This window comes from Streptomyces vinaceus (assembly GCF_008704935.1).
In the GTDB taxonomy this organism is placed as follows: Bacteria; Actinomycetota; Actinomycetes; order Streptomycetales; family Streptomycetaceae; genus Streptomyces; species Streptomyces vinaceus.
In genome coordinates this window covers 3,285,451-3,298,743 of record NZ_CP023692.1, presented here as the reverse complement: position 1 = coordinate 3,298,743, position 13,293 = coordinate 3,285,451, and the positions used below count along the sequence as shown (strand labels likewise).

At 73.2% G+C, this 13,293-nt stretch carries 15 protein-coding genes; 7 read left to right on the top strand and 8 right to left on the bottom strand.

What is annotated here, in order from left to right; all coding sequences use genetic code 11:
- Nucleotides 1–52 precede the first annotated feature (52 nt).
- Nucleotides 53–835, bottom strand: coding sequence for an SDR family NAD(P)-dependent oxidoreductase (locus CP980_RS14670; protein ID WP_150528339.1), 783 nt, complete (start codon nucleotides 833–835; stop codon nucleotides 53–55).
- A gap of 87 nt (nucleotides 836–922) precedes the next feature.
- Nucleotides 923–1,258, bottom strand: a complete 336-nt coding sequence (locus tag CP980_RS14665) for a YnfA family protein (protein ID WP_132759637.1) — start codon at nucleotides 1,256–1,258, stop codon at nucleotides 923–925.
- 221 nt (nucleotides 1,259–1,479) lie between these two features.
- On the opposite strand from CP980_RS14665, the gene CP980_RS14660 reads away from it, so the two are divergent.
- On the top strand, nucleotides 1,480–1,902 hold the full coding sequence (locus CP980_RS14660) for a hypothetical protein (protein ID WP_229907147.1): 423 nt from the start codon (nucleotides 1,480–1,482) through the stop codon (nucleotides 1,900–1,902).
- 17 nt (nucleotides 1,903–1,919) lie between these two features.
- Here the strand turns inward: CP980_RS14660 and CP980_RS14655 are convergent, their stop codons facing one another.
- Both CP980_RS14655 and CP980_RS14650 read right to left on the bottom strand, forming a co-directional pair.
- Entirely contained in the window at nucleotides 1,920–2,660 is a 741-nt protein-coding gene (locus CP980_RS14655; protein ID WP_123517022.1) for a Mut7-C RNAse domain-containing protein, read from the bottom strand.
- 42 nt (nucleotides 2,661–2,702) lie between these two features.
- Nucleotides 2,703–3,122: a winged helix-turn-helix transcriptional regulator gene (locus CP980_RS14650; protein ID WP_099890070.1), complete on the bottom strand. Its 420-nt coding sequence runs from the start codon at nucleotides 3,120–3,122 to the stop codon at nucleotides 2,703–2,705.
- 155 nt (nucleotides 3,123–3,277) lie between these two features.
- On the opposite strand from CP980_RS14650, the gene CP980_RS14645 reads away from it, so the two are divergent.
- Entirely contained in the window at nucleotides 3,278–4,177 is a 900-nt protein-coding gene (locus CP980_RS14645) for an NADP-dependent oxidoreductase (protein WP_150530226.1), read from the top strand.
- 45 nt (nucleotides 4,178–4,222) lie between these two features.
- On the opposite strand, the gene CP980_RS14640 is transcribed toward CP980_RS14645, so the two are convergent.
- The 3 genes from CP980_RS14640 to CP980_RS14635 form a co-directional block, all read right to left on the bottom strand.
- Nucleotides 4,223–4,816, bottom strand: a complete 594-nt coding sequence (locus tag CP980_RS14640; protein WP_123513173.1) for a disulfide bond formation protein B — start codon at nucleotides 4,814–4,816, stop codon at nucleotides 4,223–4,225.
- Between the two features lie 13 nt (nucleotides 4,817–4,829).
- A complete protein-coding gene (locus CP980_RS35110) occupies nucleotides 4,830–4,991 on the bottom strand; it encodes a hypothetical protein (RefSeq protein WP_167535830.1) in 162 nt (53 codons plus the stop codon).
- Between the two features lie 104 nt (nucleotides 4,992–5,095).
- Nucleotides 5,096–6,340, bottom strand: coding sequence for a TDT family transporter (locus CP980_RS14635; protein WP_150528338.1), 1,245 nt, complete (start codon nucleotides 6,338–6,340; stop codon nucleotides 5,096–5,098).
- 77 nt (nucleotides 6,341–6,417) lie between these two features.
- On the opposite strand from CP980_RS14635, the gene CP980_RS14630 reads away from it, so the two are divergent.
- Together CP980_RS14630 and CP980_RS14625 are read left to right on the top strand one after the other, a co-directional pair.
- On the top strand, nucleotides 6,418–7,860 hold the full coding sequence (locus CP980_RS14630) for an FAD-binding oxidoreductase (protein WP_150528337.1): 1,443 nt from the start codon (nucleotides 6,418–6,420) through the stop codon (nucleotides 7,858–7,860).
- A gap of 91 nt (nucleotides 7,861–7,951) precedes the next feature.
- Nucleotides 7,952–9,055, top strand: a complete 1,104-nt coding sequence (locus CP980_RS14625) for a serine hydrolase domain-containing protein (protein WP_229907148.1) — start codon at nucleotides 7,952–7,954, stop codon at nucleotides 9,053–9,055.
- 101 nt (nucleotides 9,056–9,156) lie between these two features.
- Here the strand turns inward: CP980_RS14625 and CP980_RS14620 are convergent, their stop codons facing one another.
- On the bottom strand, nucleotides 9,157–9,594 hold the full coding sequence (locus CP980_RS14620; RefSeq protein WP_030161262.1) for a hypothetical protein: 438 nt from the start codon (nucleotides 9,592–9,594) through the stop codon (nucleotides 9,157–9,159).
- A 305-nt stretch (nucleotides 9,595–9,899) separates the two neighbouring features.
- Here CP980_RS14620 and hemL point away from each other — a divergent pair, with 305 nt between their 5' ends.
- The 3 genes from hemL to CP980_RS14605 all read left to right on the top strand — a co-directional run bounded on the left by hemL (nucleotide 9,900) and on the right by CP980_RS14605 (nucleotide 13,219).
- Nucleotides 9,900–11,234, top strand: coding sequence for a glutamate-1-semialdehyde 2,1-aminomutase (gene hemL, locus CP980_RS14615; protein ID WP_099890065.1), 1,335 nt, complete (start codon nucleotides 9,900–9,902; stop codon nucleotides 11,232–11,234).
- Nucleotides 11,231–11,905: a histidine phosphatase family protein gene (locus CP980_RS14610; protein WP_099890064.1), complete on the top strand. Its 675-nt coding sequence runs from the start codon at nucleotides 11,231–11,233 to the stop codon at nucleotides 11,903–11,905. Before hemL ends, CP980_RS14610 begins: the two co-directional genes overlap by 4 nt.
- A 75-nt stretch (nucleotides 11,906–11,980) precedes the next feature.
- Entirely contained in the window at nucleotides 11,981–13,219 is a 1,239-nt protein-coding gene (locus CP980_RS14605) for a polysaccharide deacetylase family protein (RefSeq protein ID WP_150528336.1), read from the top strand.
- Nucleotides 13,220–13,293 lie beyond the last annotated feature (74 nt).

Below are 13,293 nucleotides of genomic sequence, written 5' to 3'. Positions count from 1 at the left end.
GTGCACGGCGAGGCCCGGGCACGTGGAGGTCCCGGCCGGGTTGCGGGGGTGCCTACAGGTCGCGGTGGACCTTCGTGTTCGAGGCCTGGGCGCGGGGGCGGACCACCAGGAGGTCGATGTTGACGTGGCTGGGGCGGGTCACGGCCCAGGTGATGGTGTCGGCCACGTCGTCGGCGGTCAGGGGGGCGGCCACGCCCGCGTAGACCTTCTCGGCCTTCTCGGCGTCGCCGCGGAAGCGGGTCTTCGCGAACTCCTCGGTCTTGACCATGCCCGGGGCGATCTCGATGACGCGGACGGGCTCGCCGACGATCTCCAGGCGGAGGGTCTCGGCCAGGACGCGGGCGCCGTTCTTGGCGGCGACGTAGCCGGCGCCGCCCTCGTAGGTGGCGTGGCCCGCGGTGGAGGACAGGACCACGACCGTGCCGTCGCCGGAGGCGATGAGGGCGGGCAGGAGGGCCTGGGTGAGGTTGAGGGTGCCGATGACGTTGACCTCGTACATCGTGCGCCAGTCGGCCGGGTCCCCGGTGGCGACGGGCTCGGCACCGATGGCGCCGCCGGCGTTGTTGACCAGTACGTCGACGGAGGGGTAGCGGTCGAGGGAGGCCGCGAAGGCGTCGACGGCCGTGCGGTCGGTGACGTCCAGCGCGTGGGCCGCCGCGGAGTGGCCGGCCGACGTCAGTTCGGCGGCGAGGGCCTCGATGCGGTCCTTGCGGCGGGCGGTGAGGAGGACGTGGTAGCCGGCGGCGGCGAGCTGTCGGGCGGTGGCCGCGCCGATGCCGCTGCTCGCGCCGGTGACTACGGCGGTCCGGGTGGCGGTGGCGCTGGCCGTGCTCATCTGCGGGCTCCTCGGTCGTTCCGGTGGTCTGGTGGTGCGGTGGTTCGGTCGTTCGTACGGACGAATACCCGCCAGCATAGGCGGGGCTCAGCGGCCGCGCGGGGCGTACATGATCACCGCCATGCCGGCGAGGCAGACGAGGGCGCCGATGACGTCCCAGCGGTCGGGGCGGTAGCCGTCGGCGACGGCGCCCCAGACGAGGGAGCCGGCGACGAAGACCCCGCCGTACGCGGCGAGGACGCGGGCGAAGTCGCCCTGGGGCTGGAGCGTGGCGACGAAGCCGTAGAGGCCGAGGGCGATGACCCCGGCGCCGATCCAGGCCCAGCCCTTGTGCTCGCGCACCCCCTGCCAGACGAGCCAGGCGCCGCCGATCTCCAGGACGGCGGCGAGGGCGAACAGGGCGACGGAGCGGGCGATCAGCATGGCTCGAAGCGTACGCAGACCGTCCGCGGGCCCGGGCCGGCGGCGCCCGCCGGTTGGGCGAGGGGCGCGCCCTCGTTCGTGTGATGGTCCGACTGCGCGGGGGCGGTGCTGGCTAGCCTCCGCGCGTGGAGGTGGTGGCGGTGCGCCGTGGTGCCGTACGGAGTGTGGTGGTGGCGGGCTTGCTGGTGCTCGGGGTGCCCGGGGTGTCAGGAGTGTCAGCGGTGTCCGCGACGGAGGCGGGGGCGATCGCCCGGAGGGGCCCCGAGGCCGACGTGGCCTACCACGGGCGGGTGTCCCTGTCGCAGGGGCGGCTGCGGGTGTGGGTCGTACCGCAGAACGAGGGGCCGGCCGCGCTGGCCAACGCGACGCTGCGGGTGCGGCTGTCGGCGGACCTCGCGGACCGGCAGGAGCTGGCGCAGGGCTGCGCGCGGGCCGGGCTGCGCGAGGTGGTGTGCGAGACGGGCGCGCTGCCCCTGCACGGGCGCGGCCGGCACGTCGGGCTGCTGCTGGAGCTGAAGGAGCCGGTGCCGGAGGTGGTGGTCCGGATCGACACCTGGTGGAACGGCGGGGCGTCCGACCGCGACGTGTCCAACAACCAGCACGCGGTGCTGGCGCTGGACACGGGCGACTCGTACGCCTTCTGACCTGCTCCGTACGGCCGTTACGGGGTGGCCACGCCGCCGAACTCCTCGACGGCCTCGCTGACGATCCGCTCCAGCCGTGCGTGGTGGGCGCCGCGCCAGTAGACGCGCTCGCAGGCCGTGCACTGGGCGAAGACGTCGTACGAGCGGTGCGTCCCGCTCTCCAGCCGGTCCCCGACGCTCTCCTTGTCGGCCTCGCGCAGCGGCCCGTTGCACGCGGTGCAGCGGGTCCAGGGGGTGAGGGCGGGGGCGAACCGGCCGAGTACGTCGCGCAGTTGCTCGTCGGGGTTGTCGCTGTAGACGTACGCGCCGGCGAACAGCTCGCGGCGGCGCAGCAGTCCGCGGTCGCGCGAGAGCAGGACGCGCCGCTCGGCGGCGGAGCGGGTGGCGAGGGCGGGGTCGCCGATGTCCTCGTTCTCGTACGCGGTGTCCACGCCGAGCAGGCGCATGCGGCGGGCGAGGGTGCCGAGGTGGACGTCGAGGAGGAAGCGCAGGGGGGCGTCGCCGGGGATGCGCTGGGGCCGGTCGACGCCGAAGACCTCGACGGACTGGCCGGCGCCGGGCACGTACGAGAGGGGCACTTCGTGCCCGTCGACGAGGAGCCTGCCGACCTCGGTGAGCGGCACGCCGGCCGATTCGACGACGTGGCCGATGCTGGAGGCGCCGTCGGTGGCGGTCGGTACGCGGTCGGCGCGCCGGCTGGGCGGCGCGAACAGGCGCAGTTCGGGGGCGAGGGTGAGCTGAATGCCGGGTCCGTTCACGCTGCCCAGCATGCCATCGCGGGCCCGCCCGGTGCGGCCGAATTACGCGGTGGCGGCGGTGGCCCCGTCGTAGGCGGTGCGGTGGGCGTCGACCTCGTCGAAGTGGTTCTCGGCCCACTGCTTCACGGAGGTGAGCAGGCAGGCGAGGCTGCTGCCGAGTCCGGTGAGGCGGTAGTCGACGCGGACGGGGACGGTGGGGGTCACGGTGCGGGTGACGAGGCCGTCGCGTTCGAGGGAGCGCAGGGTCTGGGTGAGCATCTTCTGGCTGACGCCGGGGATCTTGCGGCCGAGGTCGCTGTAGCGCATGGAGTTGTCCTCGGCCCCGGCGAGCGCGGCGACGATGAGGCCGACCCACTTGTCGCTGATCCGGGCCAGGAGCTGGCTGGTGGGGCACTCCTTGAGGAAGGCGTCGTAGGCGTGACGGGCCTCTTCGCGGCGGGTCGCGGCGGTACGGGTGGCCATCGGGTGCCCCACTTCCGGGTCGGGTACGCACCTTGAAGTACGTACTTACGAAAGGAGAGTACCTCTCCCTAGGTTAGTGCTCGGCAGGAACGAGTGAACGCAGCCGACCGATTCGGGGAGAGACCATGAGCGAGAACGCGCAGACCGTGAAGACCATGCGGGCGGCCGTCGTCAACGCCTTCGGCGGGCCGGAGCAGGTGGAGATCGCCCGGGTGCCGGTCCCGCGCCCGGCCGCCGGCCAGGTCCGGATCAAGGTCGCGGCGGCCGGGGTGAACCCGGTGGACGGCGCCGTCCGCGTCGGCGTCTTCGGCGGCGCCGGGACGCGGCTCGGGCTCGGCTGGGACGTGGCGGGCGAGATCGACGAGGTCGGGGCCGGGGTCACCGGCTGGTCGGCGGGGCAGCGGGTGGTCGCACTGCACTACGGGCCGGTCAAGCCGTTGGGCACGCACGCCGAGTACGCGGTGCTCGACGCCTCGGCGGTGGCGGCCGCTCCGGCCACCGTGGACGACGCCGCCGCGGCCGCGCTCCCGCTGAGCGGGCTGACCGCCGCCCGGGCGGTGGGGCTGCTGGGGCTTGCTCCGGGGTCCGCGGTGCTGGTCACCGGGGCCGCGGGCGTGGTCGGCGCCCTCGCGGTGCAGCTCGCGGTTCGGGCCGGGCTGGTGGTGACGGCCCTGGCGGGGGAGGGGGACGAGGAGTTCGTACGGTCGCTGGGCGCGACGGAGTTCGTCCCGCGCGGCTCGGCTCCGGCCGCGCCGGTGGACGGGGTCGTGGACGCGGCCGTCCTGGGGGAGCCGGCGCTCGGCTTCGTCCGCGACGGCGGGGTCTACGTGGGACTGCGTCCGCACGCCGGCCCGGCCGCGGAGCGGGGGATCCGGGTGGTGGAGCAGGAGGTCGCGGCGGACGGCGCGCACCTGGCGGAGCTGGTGGACCTGGTGGACGCGGGCGCCCTGACCCTTCGGGTCGCCCAGACGTTCCCGCTGGCGGACGCGGTGAAGGCGCACGCCCGCCTGGCGGAGCCGGGCACCCGCGGCCGCCTGGTCCTGACGACCGCCTGACCGGGCGGCCCGCCGATCGGGGGGAATCGGCGGGCCACCCGGAGCTCAGTGGAACAGGGCGTATCCGGTGGGGTCGCCCGGCATCTGCCAGGCGAAGCCCTGGAGGAAGAAGCAGGCGACCAGGTTGCTCGCGGCGAAGGCGAGCAGCACCGCCGAGGTGGCGGTGGAGGCCCGGCGCAGGGCGGGGGAGGTGAGCCCCGCGTCGAGGGGCAGCGCCCGGGGGGTCAGGAACAGCGCGGCTCCGGCGGCCACGGCCGCGCCCACGAAGGTGATCAGGGCCCAGGTGTAGAGGTGCAGGCCGAACAGGGCGCCGGCGTAGCCGGGGTCCGGGGGCACGATGTGCATCAGGACCTGGGTGGCGGAGACGGTGCTTCCGGCGAGGGCGGCGACGACGGCCCAGCCCCACCCGGCGGCCCATTCCCCGGCGGTGACGGAGCCCTTGCGGGCCCGGATGATTATCCAGGCCGGGCCCAGGGCGCTGAGCAGGAAGAACATCCGTTGCAGCAGACACATGGGGCAGGGGTACTCCCACAGGCCGAACTGGAAGAAGTACGCGCCGGCCAGGGTGGCGCAGAGGCCGATGACGTAGGCGTGGGCGAACCACAGGCCGAGCCGGTTCGAGGTGGATGCGGTGTTCACGGGGCTCTTCTCCTCAGAGGGCGATGTGGAAGGTGTGGTCGAGCACGTGGGGGAGGAACGCGATCAGGGAGGCGATCAGCGTTCCCGTCCACAGCGGCACCCGGACCCCGGCGGGCCAGGGCCGGAGTGCTGCCACGACGCACAGGAGGATGAGGAGGAAGAGGAGGGTGTACATGGGGTCCCAGCTTCATCGGGGGAACTCTTGCTTTCGGGTTCCACCCTCCGCCCCGGGGTTGCGCGCCGGTAGGGACATCGGGGCTATACAGCCATAAGCGGGCTTTATGGTCTCCCGGCGGCGGCCCCGGCGGCCCCGGCGGCCCCGGCGGCCCCGGCGGCCCCGGCCGCCTCAGTGGCCCCGGCAGCACCGCCCGCACCGCCAGCACCGGCAGCACCGGCATCCCCGGCAGTCCCGGCGGGCACGGCCGCCGGGACGAACGCGCCCGTCGCCAGGCCCCGTACGGTCAGGGAGGCCGCCGCCGCCCAGGCCGCCAGCAGACAGGCGTACAGGAACACGGCGAGCCAGCGGTACACGTCGAGGCCGGTGTGCCGGGCCAGCCCCTCCGCACCCGTCACGCAGGTGCCCACCGGGAAGGTCAGCGCCCACCAGGTCAGCGAGAACCGCATGCCGAGCCGCCGGGCCCGTACGAGCATCGCGGAGGCGAAGACGAACCAGAGCAGCGCGAACCCCATCACCGGCACCCCGTAGATCACGGCCAGCATCCGGAAGCCCTCGGCGTACGGGGACCGCACCACCCCCGGGGCGGCGTCGGCGAACTTGTTCGCGGCCGTGACCGACTGCCCCAGGGGCCCGAGCACCAGGAAGAGCGTCGGGGTCAGCACGAGCGGCAGCCGGGGGCCGGTCACCATCCGGCCGAAGACGATGGGCAGCAGCACCAGCGTGGCCAGCATGCTCAGCCCGAACATCGTGTAGCAGCCGAGCAGCAGCGCCGCCTGCCACTGGCCCGGCGGCAGGTACGGGATCAACAGCGGGCCCAGCGCGGCGGAGACCATCGGGGCGACGACCGGGAGCAGCCAGACGGGTGAGGCGCTGCCGGGCCGGATCCGGTGGCTCTCGACCATCAGGTACGGGATGCCGACGGCGGCGAGCAGCCCGATGGCCGTGCCGGCGACGAAGAGGACGGCGTCGGTGACCACGGCCGCGTGGAGGCCGATGAGGTCCTTGCCGACGAGCAGCGTGCCGCCGCCGACGGCGAGCAGGGCCATGGAGAGGCAGCCGTAGAAGGGGGCGACGGCCGGGTCGAGCAGATGGTCCCGGGCCTGGTCGGGGTGGCGGGCCCAGTGCAGGGCGCGGGCGGTGAGCAGGACGGCCAGCATGACGGCGGACAGCACCCAGAAGACCAGGCTGAAGGTGTGCAGCCCGGGGACGCGCACGGGCAGGGCGACGCCCGCGTTGGCGACGATGGCGGTGCCCATCACGCCGGCGTACCAGTTGGGGCCCAGGTGCCGGATCAGGCTGACGGGGAGCGGGGAAGGGGACGGAGGCGGTGGCGGGGGCGCGGCCATGTGCCCACCGTGACCCGGGACGATCTCCCCCGCAACGCCGGCTGGCCCGGGTGTCCGCGCGGTGGAAGACTCGTCCCATGGGTGCATCGACTGCGCCGGCACCGGTACCCGCACCCGCACCGGTCCGCCTGGACGACGCCGCGTACCACCGGCTGGCCCGCTCCTTCCGGGGCAGTCTGGTGCGGGCCGGGGACGCCCCGTACGAGGAGCGCCGGCGGATCTGGAACGGCGCCGTCGACCGGCATCCCGCCCTGATCGCGCCCTGTACCGGTTCGGCCGATGTGGTGGCGGCGCTGAAGTGGGCGGTGGAGACGGGCACGGCGGTGGCCGTGCGCAGCGGCGGACACAGCTTCCCCGGGCATTCGGTCTGCGACGGCGGCGTCGTGATCGACCTGTCGCCGATGCGGGAGGTCCGGGTGGACCCGGAGGCCCGTACGGCTCGTGTCCAGGCGGGCGCGCTGCTCGGTGAGCTCGACGCGGCGACGCAGCCGTTCGGGCTGGCGGTGCCGTCCGGGATCGTGACGCACACCGGTGTCGCGGGGCTCACCCTCGGCGGCGGGATCGGCTGGCTGAGCCGGAAGTACGGGCTGAGCGTGGACCAGCTGCTGTCGGTGGACCTGGTCACGGCTGCCGGGGAGCGGCTCACGGCCGACGCGGCGCACGAGCCGGAGCTGTTCTGGGGGATGCGCGGGGCGGGCGGGAACTTCGGCATCGTCACGGAGTTCACGTTCCGGCTGAATCCGGTCGGTCCCACGGTGCTCGCCGGGCCGGTGCTGTGGCCGGTGGAGGATTCGCCGCAGGTCATGCGGTTCTACCGGGAGTGGATCGCGGGGGCGCCGGACGAGCTGACGACGATCGTGATCCACCGCAAGGCCCCGGCGTCGCCGGCGATCCCGGCCGAGCTGCACGGCCGGCCGGTGGTGATGGTGATCGCCTGCTGGGTGGGGGAGGCGGCCGCGGGCGAGGAAGTGATGCGGCCGATGCGGGCGTTCGGGCGGCCGCTGCTCGACCTGTGCCGGCCGAAGCCGTACCTGGCGCACCAGGCGATGTTCGACGCCTCGTTCCCGCACGGCTGGTGGTACTACTTCCGGGGCTGCGGCCTCGACCGGCTCGACGACGGCGCCCTGGACACGATGGCGCGGTACGCGGGGCGGATCGTCTCGCCGCAGAGCGGGTTCCCGCTGTTCCAGCTGGGCGGGGCGGTCGCCCGGGTCGGCGAGGACGACACGGCGGCCGCGGGACGATCCCTGGGCCACATGCTGAACATCAACGGGATCCGGGACACGCCCGGGGGTTTCGCCGAGGAGTGCGGGTGGGTCCGGGAGTTCTGGACCGCGATGGAGCCGTACCACGCGGGCGTGTACGTGAACTTCCTCATGGACGAGGGCGAGCAGCGCGTGCGCCAGGCGTACGGTGCGCGGGAGCGGAAGCTGGACCGGCTGCGGGCGCTGAAGGCGCAGTGGGACCCGGGGAACGTGTTCCGCCTCAACCAGAACATCCCGCCGGGGCCCGGCCGATAGCTTGCGGTCACCTCCGGCGCGGCTACGGGCACTGGCGCGGTGGCATGGCCACGCTGGGTGGCGGGACCACCACCGTCACCCGGAGGCGTAGATGAACCCCGTGAACCCCGTGAACCCCGTGAACCCCGTGAACCCGAAGAACCCGACGGGCCCCATGGACGCGGTCAACCCGACGGACGCGGTCGACCCCGCGGACCGGGCCGTGCTGAACGGCGTGCTGCACGAGATCGTCGAGGACGGCGCCACCCCGGGCGGTGTCGTCGTCTGCGGTACGGCGGCCGGCGACCGGGCCGTCCTGTCGGCCGGGGTCGTCTCCCCGTTCACGGGCCCCGCCGCGCCCGACGAGCACACCGTCTACGACATCGCGTCCCTGACGAAGGTCACCGCCACCTGGCCGCTGGTCGGCCGCGCCCTCGACGCGGGCCTGCTCGACCTGGACGCGCCGGTACGGGAGTTCCTGCCGCCGATGGAGGGCGCGATGCCCAGCGGGGAGGCCACCGTACGGCAGCTGCTCTCCCACACCTCGGGCCTGCGCGCCGCCACCCGCTTCGACCTCTACGACCTGACCGAGCGCCCGCTGCACGAGCTGATCTGCCACGAGCTGATGGAGAACCTCCCGGGCACGCACCGCTACATCAACCGCGGCTACATCCTCCTGGGGCTGGCCCTCGCGCACGTCCACGGCCGGCCGCTGGACGAGCTCGCCCGCGAGCTGTGGGCGGAGCTGGGCATGGACGATACCGCGTACGGGCCGGTCAGGCAGGAGTCCCGCGTCGCGCCGACCGAGCGGCAGGAGGGCCACGACCGGCTCTGGGGCGCCGTCCACGACGAGAACGCGGCGATCATGGGCGGCACCGCGGGCCACGCCGGGGTGTTCGCGACGGCGGCCGACCTCGCCACGTACGCCGAGCACCTGCTCGCCGGGCGCGAGACCCCGCTCGGCCAGTGGTTCCGGATGAGCCTGGTCCCGCAGGCGGAGATCGAGCCCGGGGTGCAGCGAGGCCTGGGCTGGGTCCTGGGAGCGGGCGGAAGCGTGGCCTACCACTACGGGTTCACCGGTACGAGCCTGCACCTCGCCCCCGCGACGGGCCGGTACGTGGTCGTCGTCACCAACGCCGTCCACAACGGCGCCGCGGCGCGGATCCGGATCACGCCGCTGCGCGAGCAGGCCCACAAGATGCTCGCGGCGGGGTAGCCCTCGTGGGCCGGACCACGGCCGGACCAAGGCGGACCAAGGCCGGACCACGGCCGGACCCGGGCCGGCCACGGGTGGACCAGGACCGGACTACGGCCGGATCACGGCCAGACCAGGCAGTACGGCTGGTGCCCGGCCTCGTGCAGCCGGTGCGAGAAGTCCTGCCACTCGTGGAGCAGCTGGTAGACGTTGAACGCGTCGCGCGGGCCGCCCCGGTCCGGGACGGTGGACCAGATGAAGGCCGCCGCGCCGACCGATTCCTCGCCGATCCCGCGCAGCGGGTCGACCACGGTCATCGGGAGCTTGACCACCGCGTAGTCGGGGTGGAGCACGACCAGCTCCAGCGGGGGCACCTTGTGCAGGGGTATGCCCTCGATGCCGGTCAGGACCATCGCGGCCACCGTCTCCGGCTTGATCTTGGTGAACAGGCCGCCCATGCCGAGCTCGTCCCCGCCGAGCTCCTCGGGCCGCATCGTGACCGGGACCCGGGCGGCCGTCGCGCCGTCGGGCGCGCCGAAGTACTTGTACGTCACGCCCATGCCGCGGCCCTTGGGCAGGCCGTCGGGGGATTCCAGCGGCGCCGGTACCGGATCGGCCGCGTCCGCGGCCCGGCGCCGGTGCTTGCCCCGTCGGCGGGCTTCGCGGGCCTCGCGGGCGCGCTGCGGGTCGAGGCCGTCCGTACCCTCGCCCGGTCCACCACCGCGTTGCATATCTCCACCCGACTGGTCTTGCCTGCCCCGGCCCCGCGGCCCCCGCCACGCAGCCTGATCATCATGGCAGTGACCTCCCCCGGGGCGGCGCGGTGAAACGCCCGTCCGCAAGTCAGTCGCGGCCTGATGAGACCATGGCTGGTGTGAGCTACCCGTACCCGTATGAAGCCAAAGTCTCGCAGACTCTCTTTGACCGCGCGTCCCTCGTGACGCCTGGCGGCGTGAACTCTCCGGTGCGCGCGTTCCGCGCCGTGGGTGGAACGCCCAGGTTCATGGTGTCCGGTACCGGTCCGTACCTGACCGATGCCGACGGCCGCGAGTACGTCGACCTGGTCTGCTCGTGGGGACCGATGATTCTCGGCCACGCCCACCCGGCCGTGGTGGAGGCCATCCAGGCCGCCGTCGCCCGCGGCACCTCCTTCGGCACGCCCGGCGAGGGCGAGGTCGCGCTCGCCGAGGAGATCGTCGACCGCATCGAGCCCGTGGAGCAGGTCCGCCTGGTGTCCTCGGGCACCGAGGCGACCATGTCGGCGATCCGCCTGGCGCGCGGCTTCACGGGCCGGGCCAAGGTCGTGAAGTTCGCCGGCTGCTACCACGGTCACGTGGACGCGCTGCTGGCCGCCGCCGGTTCCGGTCTGGCGACCTTCGCGCTGCCGGACACCCCCGGCGTGACGGGCGCGCAGGCCGGCGACACGATCGTGCTGCCGTACAACGATCTGGAAGCGGTACGGGCGGCGTTCGCCGCGCACCCCGGCGAGATCGCCTGCGTGATCACGGAGGCCGCGCCCGGCAACATGGGCGTCGTGACCCCGGCGGACGGCTTCAACCAGGGCCTCGCGGACCTGTGCCGCGAGAACGGCGCGCTGTACATCTCCGACGAGGTCATGACGGGTTTCCGCACCTCCCGCGCCGGCTGGTACGGAGTGGACGGGGTCAAGCCCGACCTGATGACCTTCGGCAAGGTCATGGGCGGCGGCTTCCCGGCGGCCGCCTTCGGCGGCCGCGCCGACGTGATGGGGTACCTGGCCCCGGCCGGCCCGGTCTACCAGGCGGGCACGCTCTCCGGTAACCCGGTCGCCACCGCCGCCGGCCTCGCCCAGCTGCGTCTGCTCGACGCGGCCGCGTACGAGAAGGTCGACGCGGTCTCGGCGCAGATCCAGGGCCTGGTCACGGACGCGCTCGCCAAGGAGGGCGTGGCGCACCGGCTGCAGACCGCGTCCAACATGTTCTCCGTCTTCTTCACCGAGGACGAGGTCAAGAACTACGACGACGCCAAGAAGCAGGAGTCCTTCCGCTTCAACGGCTTCTTCCACTCGATGCTGTCGCAGGGCGTCTACCTGCCGCCGTCGGCCTTCGAGTCGTGGTTCGTCTCCACCGCCCACGACGAGCGGGCGGTCGAGCGGATCGCTGCCGCGCTCCCCGCCGCCGCCCGCGCCGCCGCGCAGGCCACCCCGGAGGCCACCGCATGAGCGAGATCACCGTCGTCCACCTGATGCGCCACGGAGAGGTGCACAACCCGGACGGGGTCCTGTACGGGCGCCGCGCCGGCTACCACCTCTCCGAGCTGGGCCGGGAGATGGCCGAGCGCGTCGCGGACCACCTGCAGAACCGTGACATCACGTACGTGGTCTCCTCCCCGCTGGAGCGGGCGCAGGAGACGGCGGCGCCGGTCGCCAAGAGCCACGGGCTGGTCGTGGCGAGCGACGCGCGGCTGCTGGAGGCGGAGAACGTCTTCGAGGGCAAGACCTTCGGCGTCGGCGACGGCGCGCTGCGCAAGCCCGCCAACTGGAAGCACCTGACGAACCCGTTCAAGCCCTCCTGGGGCGAGCCGTACGTGGAGCAGGTCGTCCGGATGACGAGCGCCATCGAGGCGGCGCGCGACGCGGCGCGCGGCCACGAGGCGGTGGCGGTCAGCCACCAGCTGCCGATCTGGATCGTGCGCAGCTTCGCGGAGAAGCGCCGGCTGTGGCACGACCCGCGGCGCCGGCAGTGCACGCTGGCCTCGCTCACGTCGTTCACGTACGAGGACGACCGGCTGGTGTCGGTGGGCTACAGCGAGCCGGCCCGGGACCTGGTCCCGGCGCACCTGCTCGCGGGTGCGAAGCCCGTGAAGGGCAAGTCGAAGGCGTTCGGCGCCTAAAAAGTCGTACAAGTCGTAGGCGAAACGCCGCGGCGGACCTCGACTTCGCTGAAAAGTCCGTTTATGTGACTATTCATGAGCGATGCGAGTAGGACGACGCGCGACTTCACCCGAAGGGGAGTGCTCGGGCTCGGTGCGGCGGCGGTCGCGGCCGGAGTCGTCGGCTGCGGCGCCGACGACCGCCCGGGCCGCCCCGCCCCCGGTGGCCCCGGCACCTCCCCCTCCGCGGCCGCCATCCGGCCGATCGGTGACGGTTCCACCGCCGACACCGGCCCGCAGCCCCACCAGCCGGCCGCACCCGTACCGCTCCAGCCGGGTGAGACGCCACCGCAGTTCGTGGTGTTCAGCTGGGACGGGGCGGGGGAGATCGGCAACGGCCTCTTCCCGCGCTTCCTCAAACTGGCCAAGGACCACGGCGCGGCCATGACCTTCTTCCTCTCCGGCCTCTACCTCCTGCCCGAGTCGAAGAAGGACCTCTACAAGCCGCCGAACAACCCCGTCGGGGCCTCCGACATCGGCTACCTCAAGGACGAGAACGTCCGCAACACCCTGGGCTGCGTGCGCCAGGCCTGGCTCGACGGCCACGAGGTGGGCACCCACTTCAACGGCCACTTCTGCGGCGGCTCCGGCTCCGTGGCCCACTGGAGCCCGGACGACTGGCAGAGCGAGATCGACCAGGCCGTGTCCTTCGTCACCGGCTGGCGGACCAACACCGGCTTCACCGACATCGAGCCGCTGCCCTTCGACTACCGCAAGGAACTGGTCGGCGGCCGCACCCCCTGCCTGCTCGGCCAGGACAACCTGTTGCCCGTCGCCCGGAAGCTGGGCTGGCGCTACGACGCCTCCTCGCCCGGCGGCGTCCAGGTGTGGCCGGTGAAGCGGTCGGGCGTCTGGGACCTGCCGCTGCAGTCCATGCCCTTCCCCGGGCACTCCTTCGAGGTGCTGTCGATGGACTACAACATCCTCGCCAACCAGTCGAAGAACACCACCCGGGGCATGACCTCCAACTACCCGGCCTGGCGCACCCAGGCCACCGGCTCCTACCTCGGCGGCTTCCGGCGGGCGTACGAGACGAACCGGGCGCCCATGTTCATCGGCAACCACTTCGAGGAGTGGAACGGCGGCATCTACATGGATGCCGTGGAGGAAGCCCTCAAGGGCATGTCGGACAAAAAGGACGTACGGCTGGTCTCCTTCCGGCAGTTCACCGACTGGATCGACGTACAGGACCCCAAGCTGCTCGCCAAGCTCCAGGAGCTGGCCCCGGGTCAGTCTCCGGCCGGCGGCTGGAACGCGTACCTCTCCGCAGCCTGACCGTTCCCCCGGCGGACCGCCTGACCAGCGGCTCAGTGCACCCCCGGGGGGCGGGAAAGATCCGCAAATCGCTC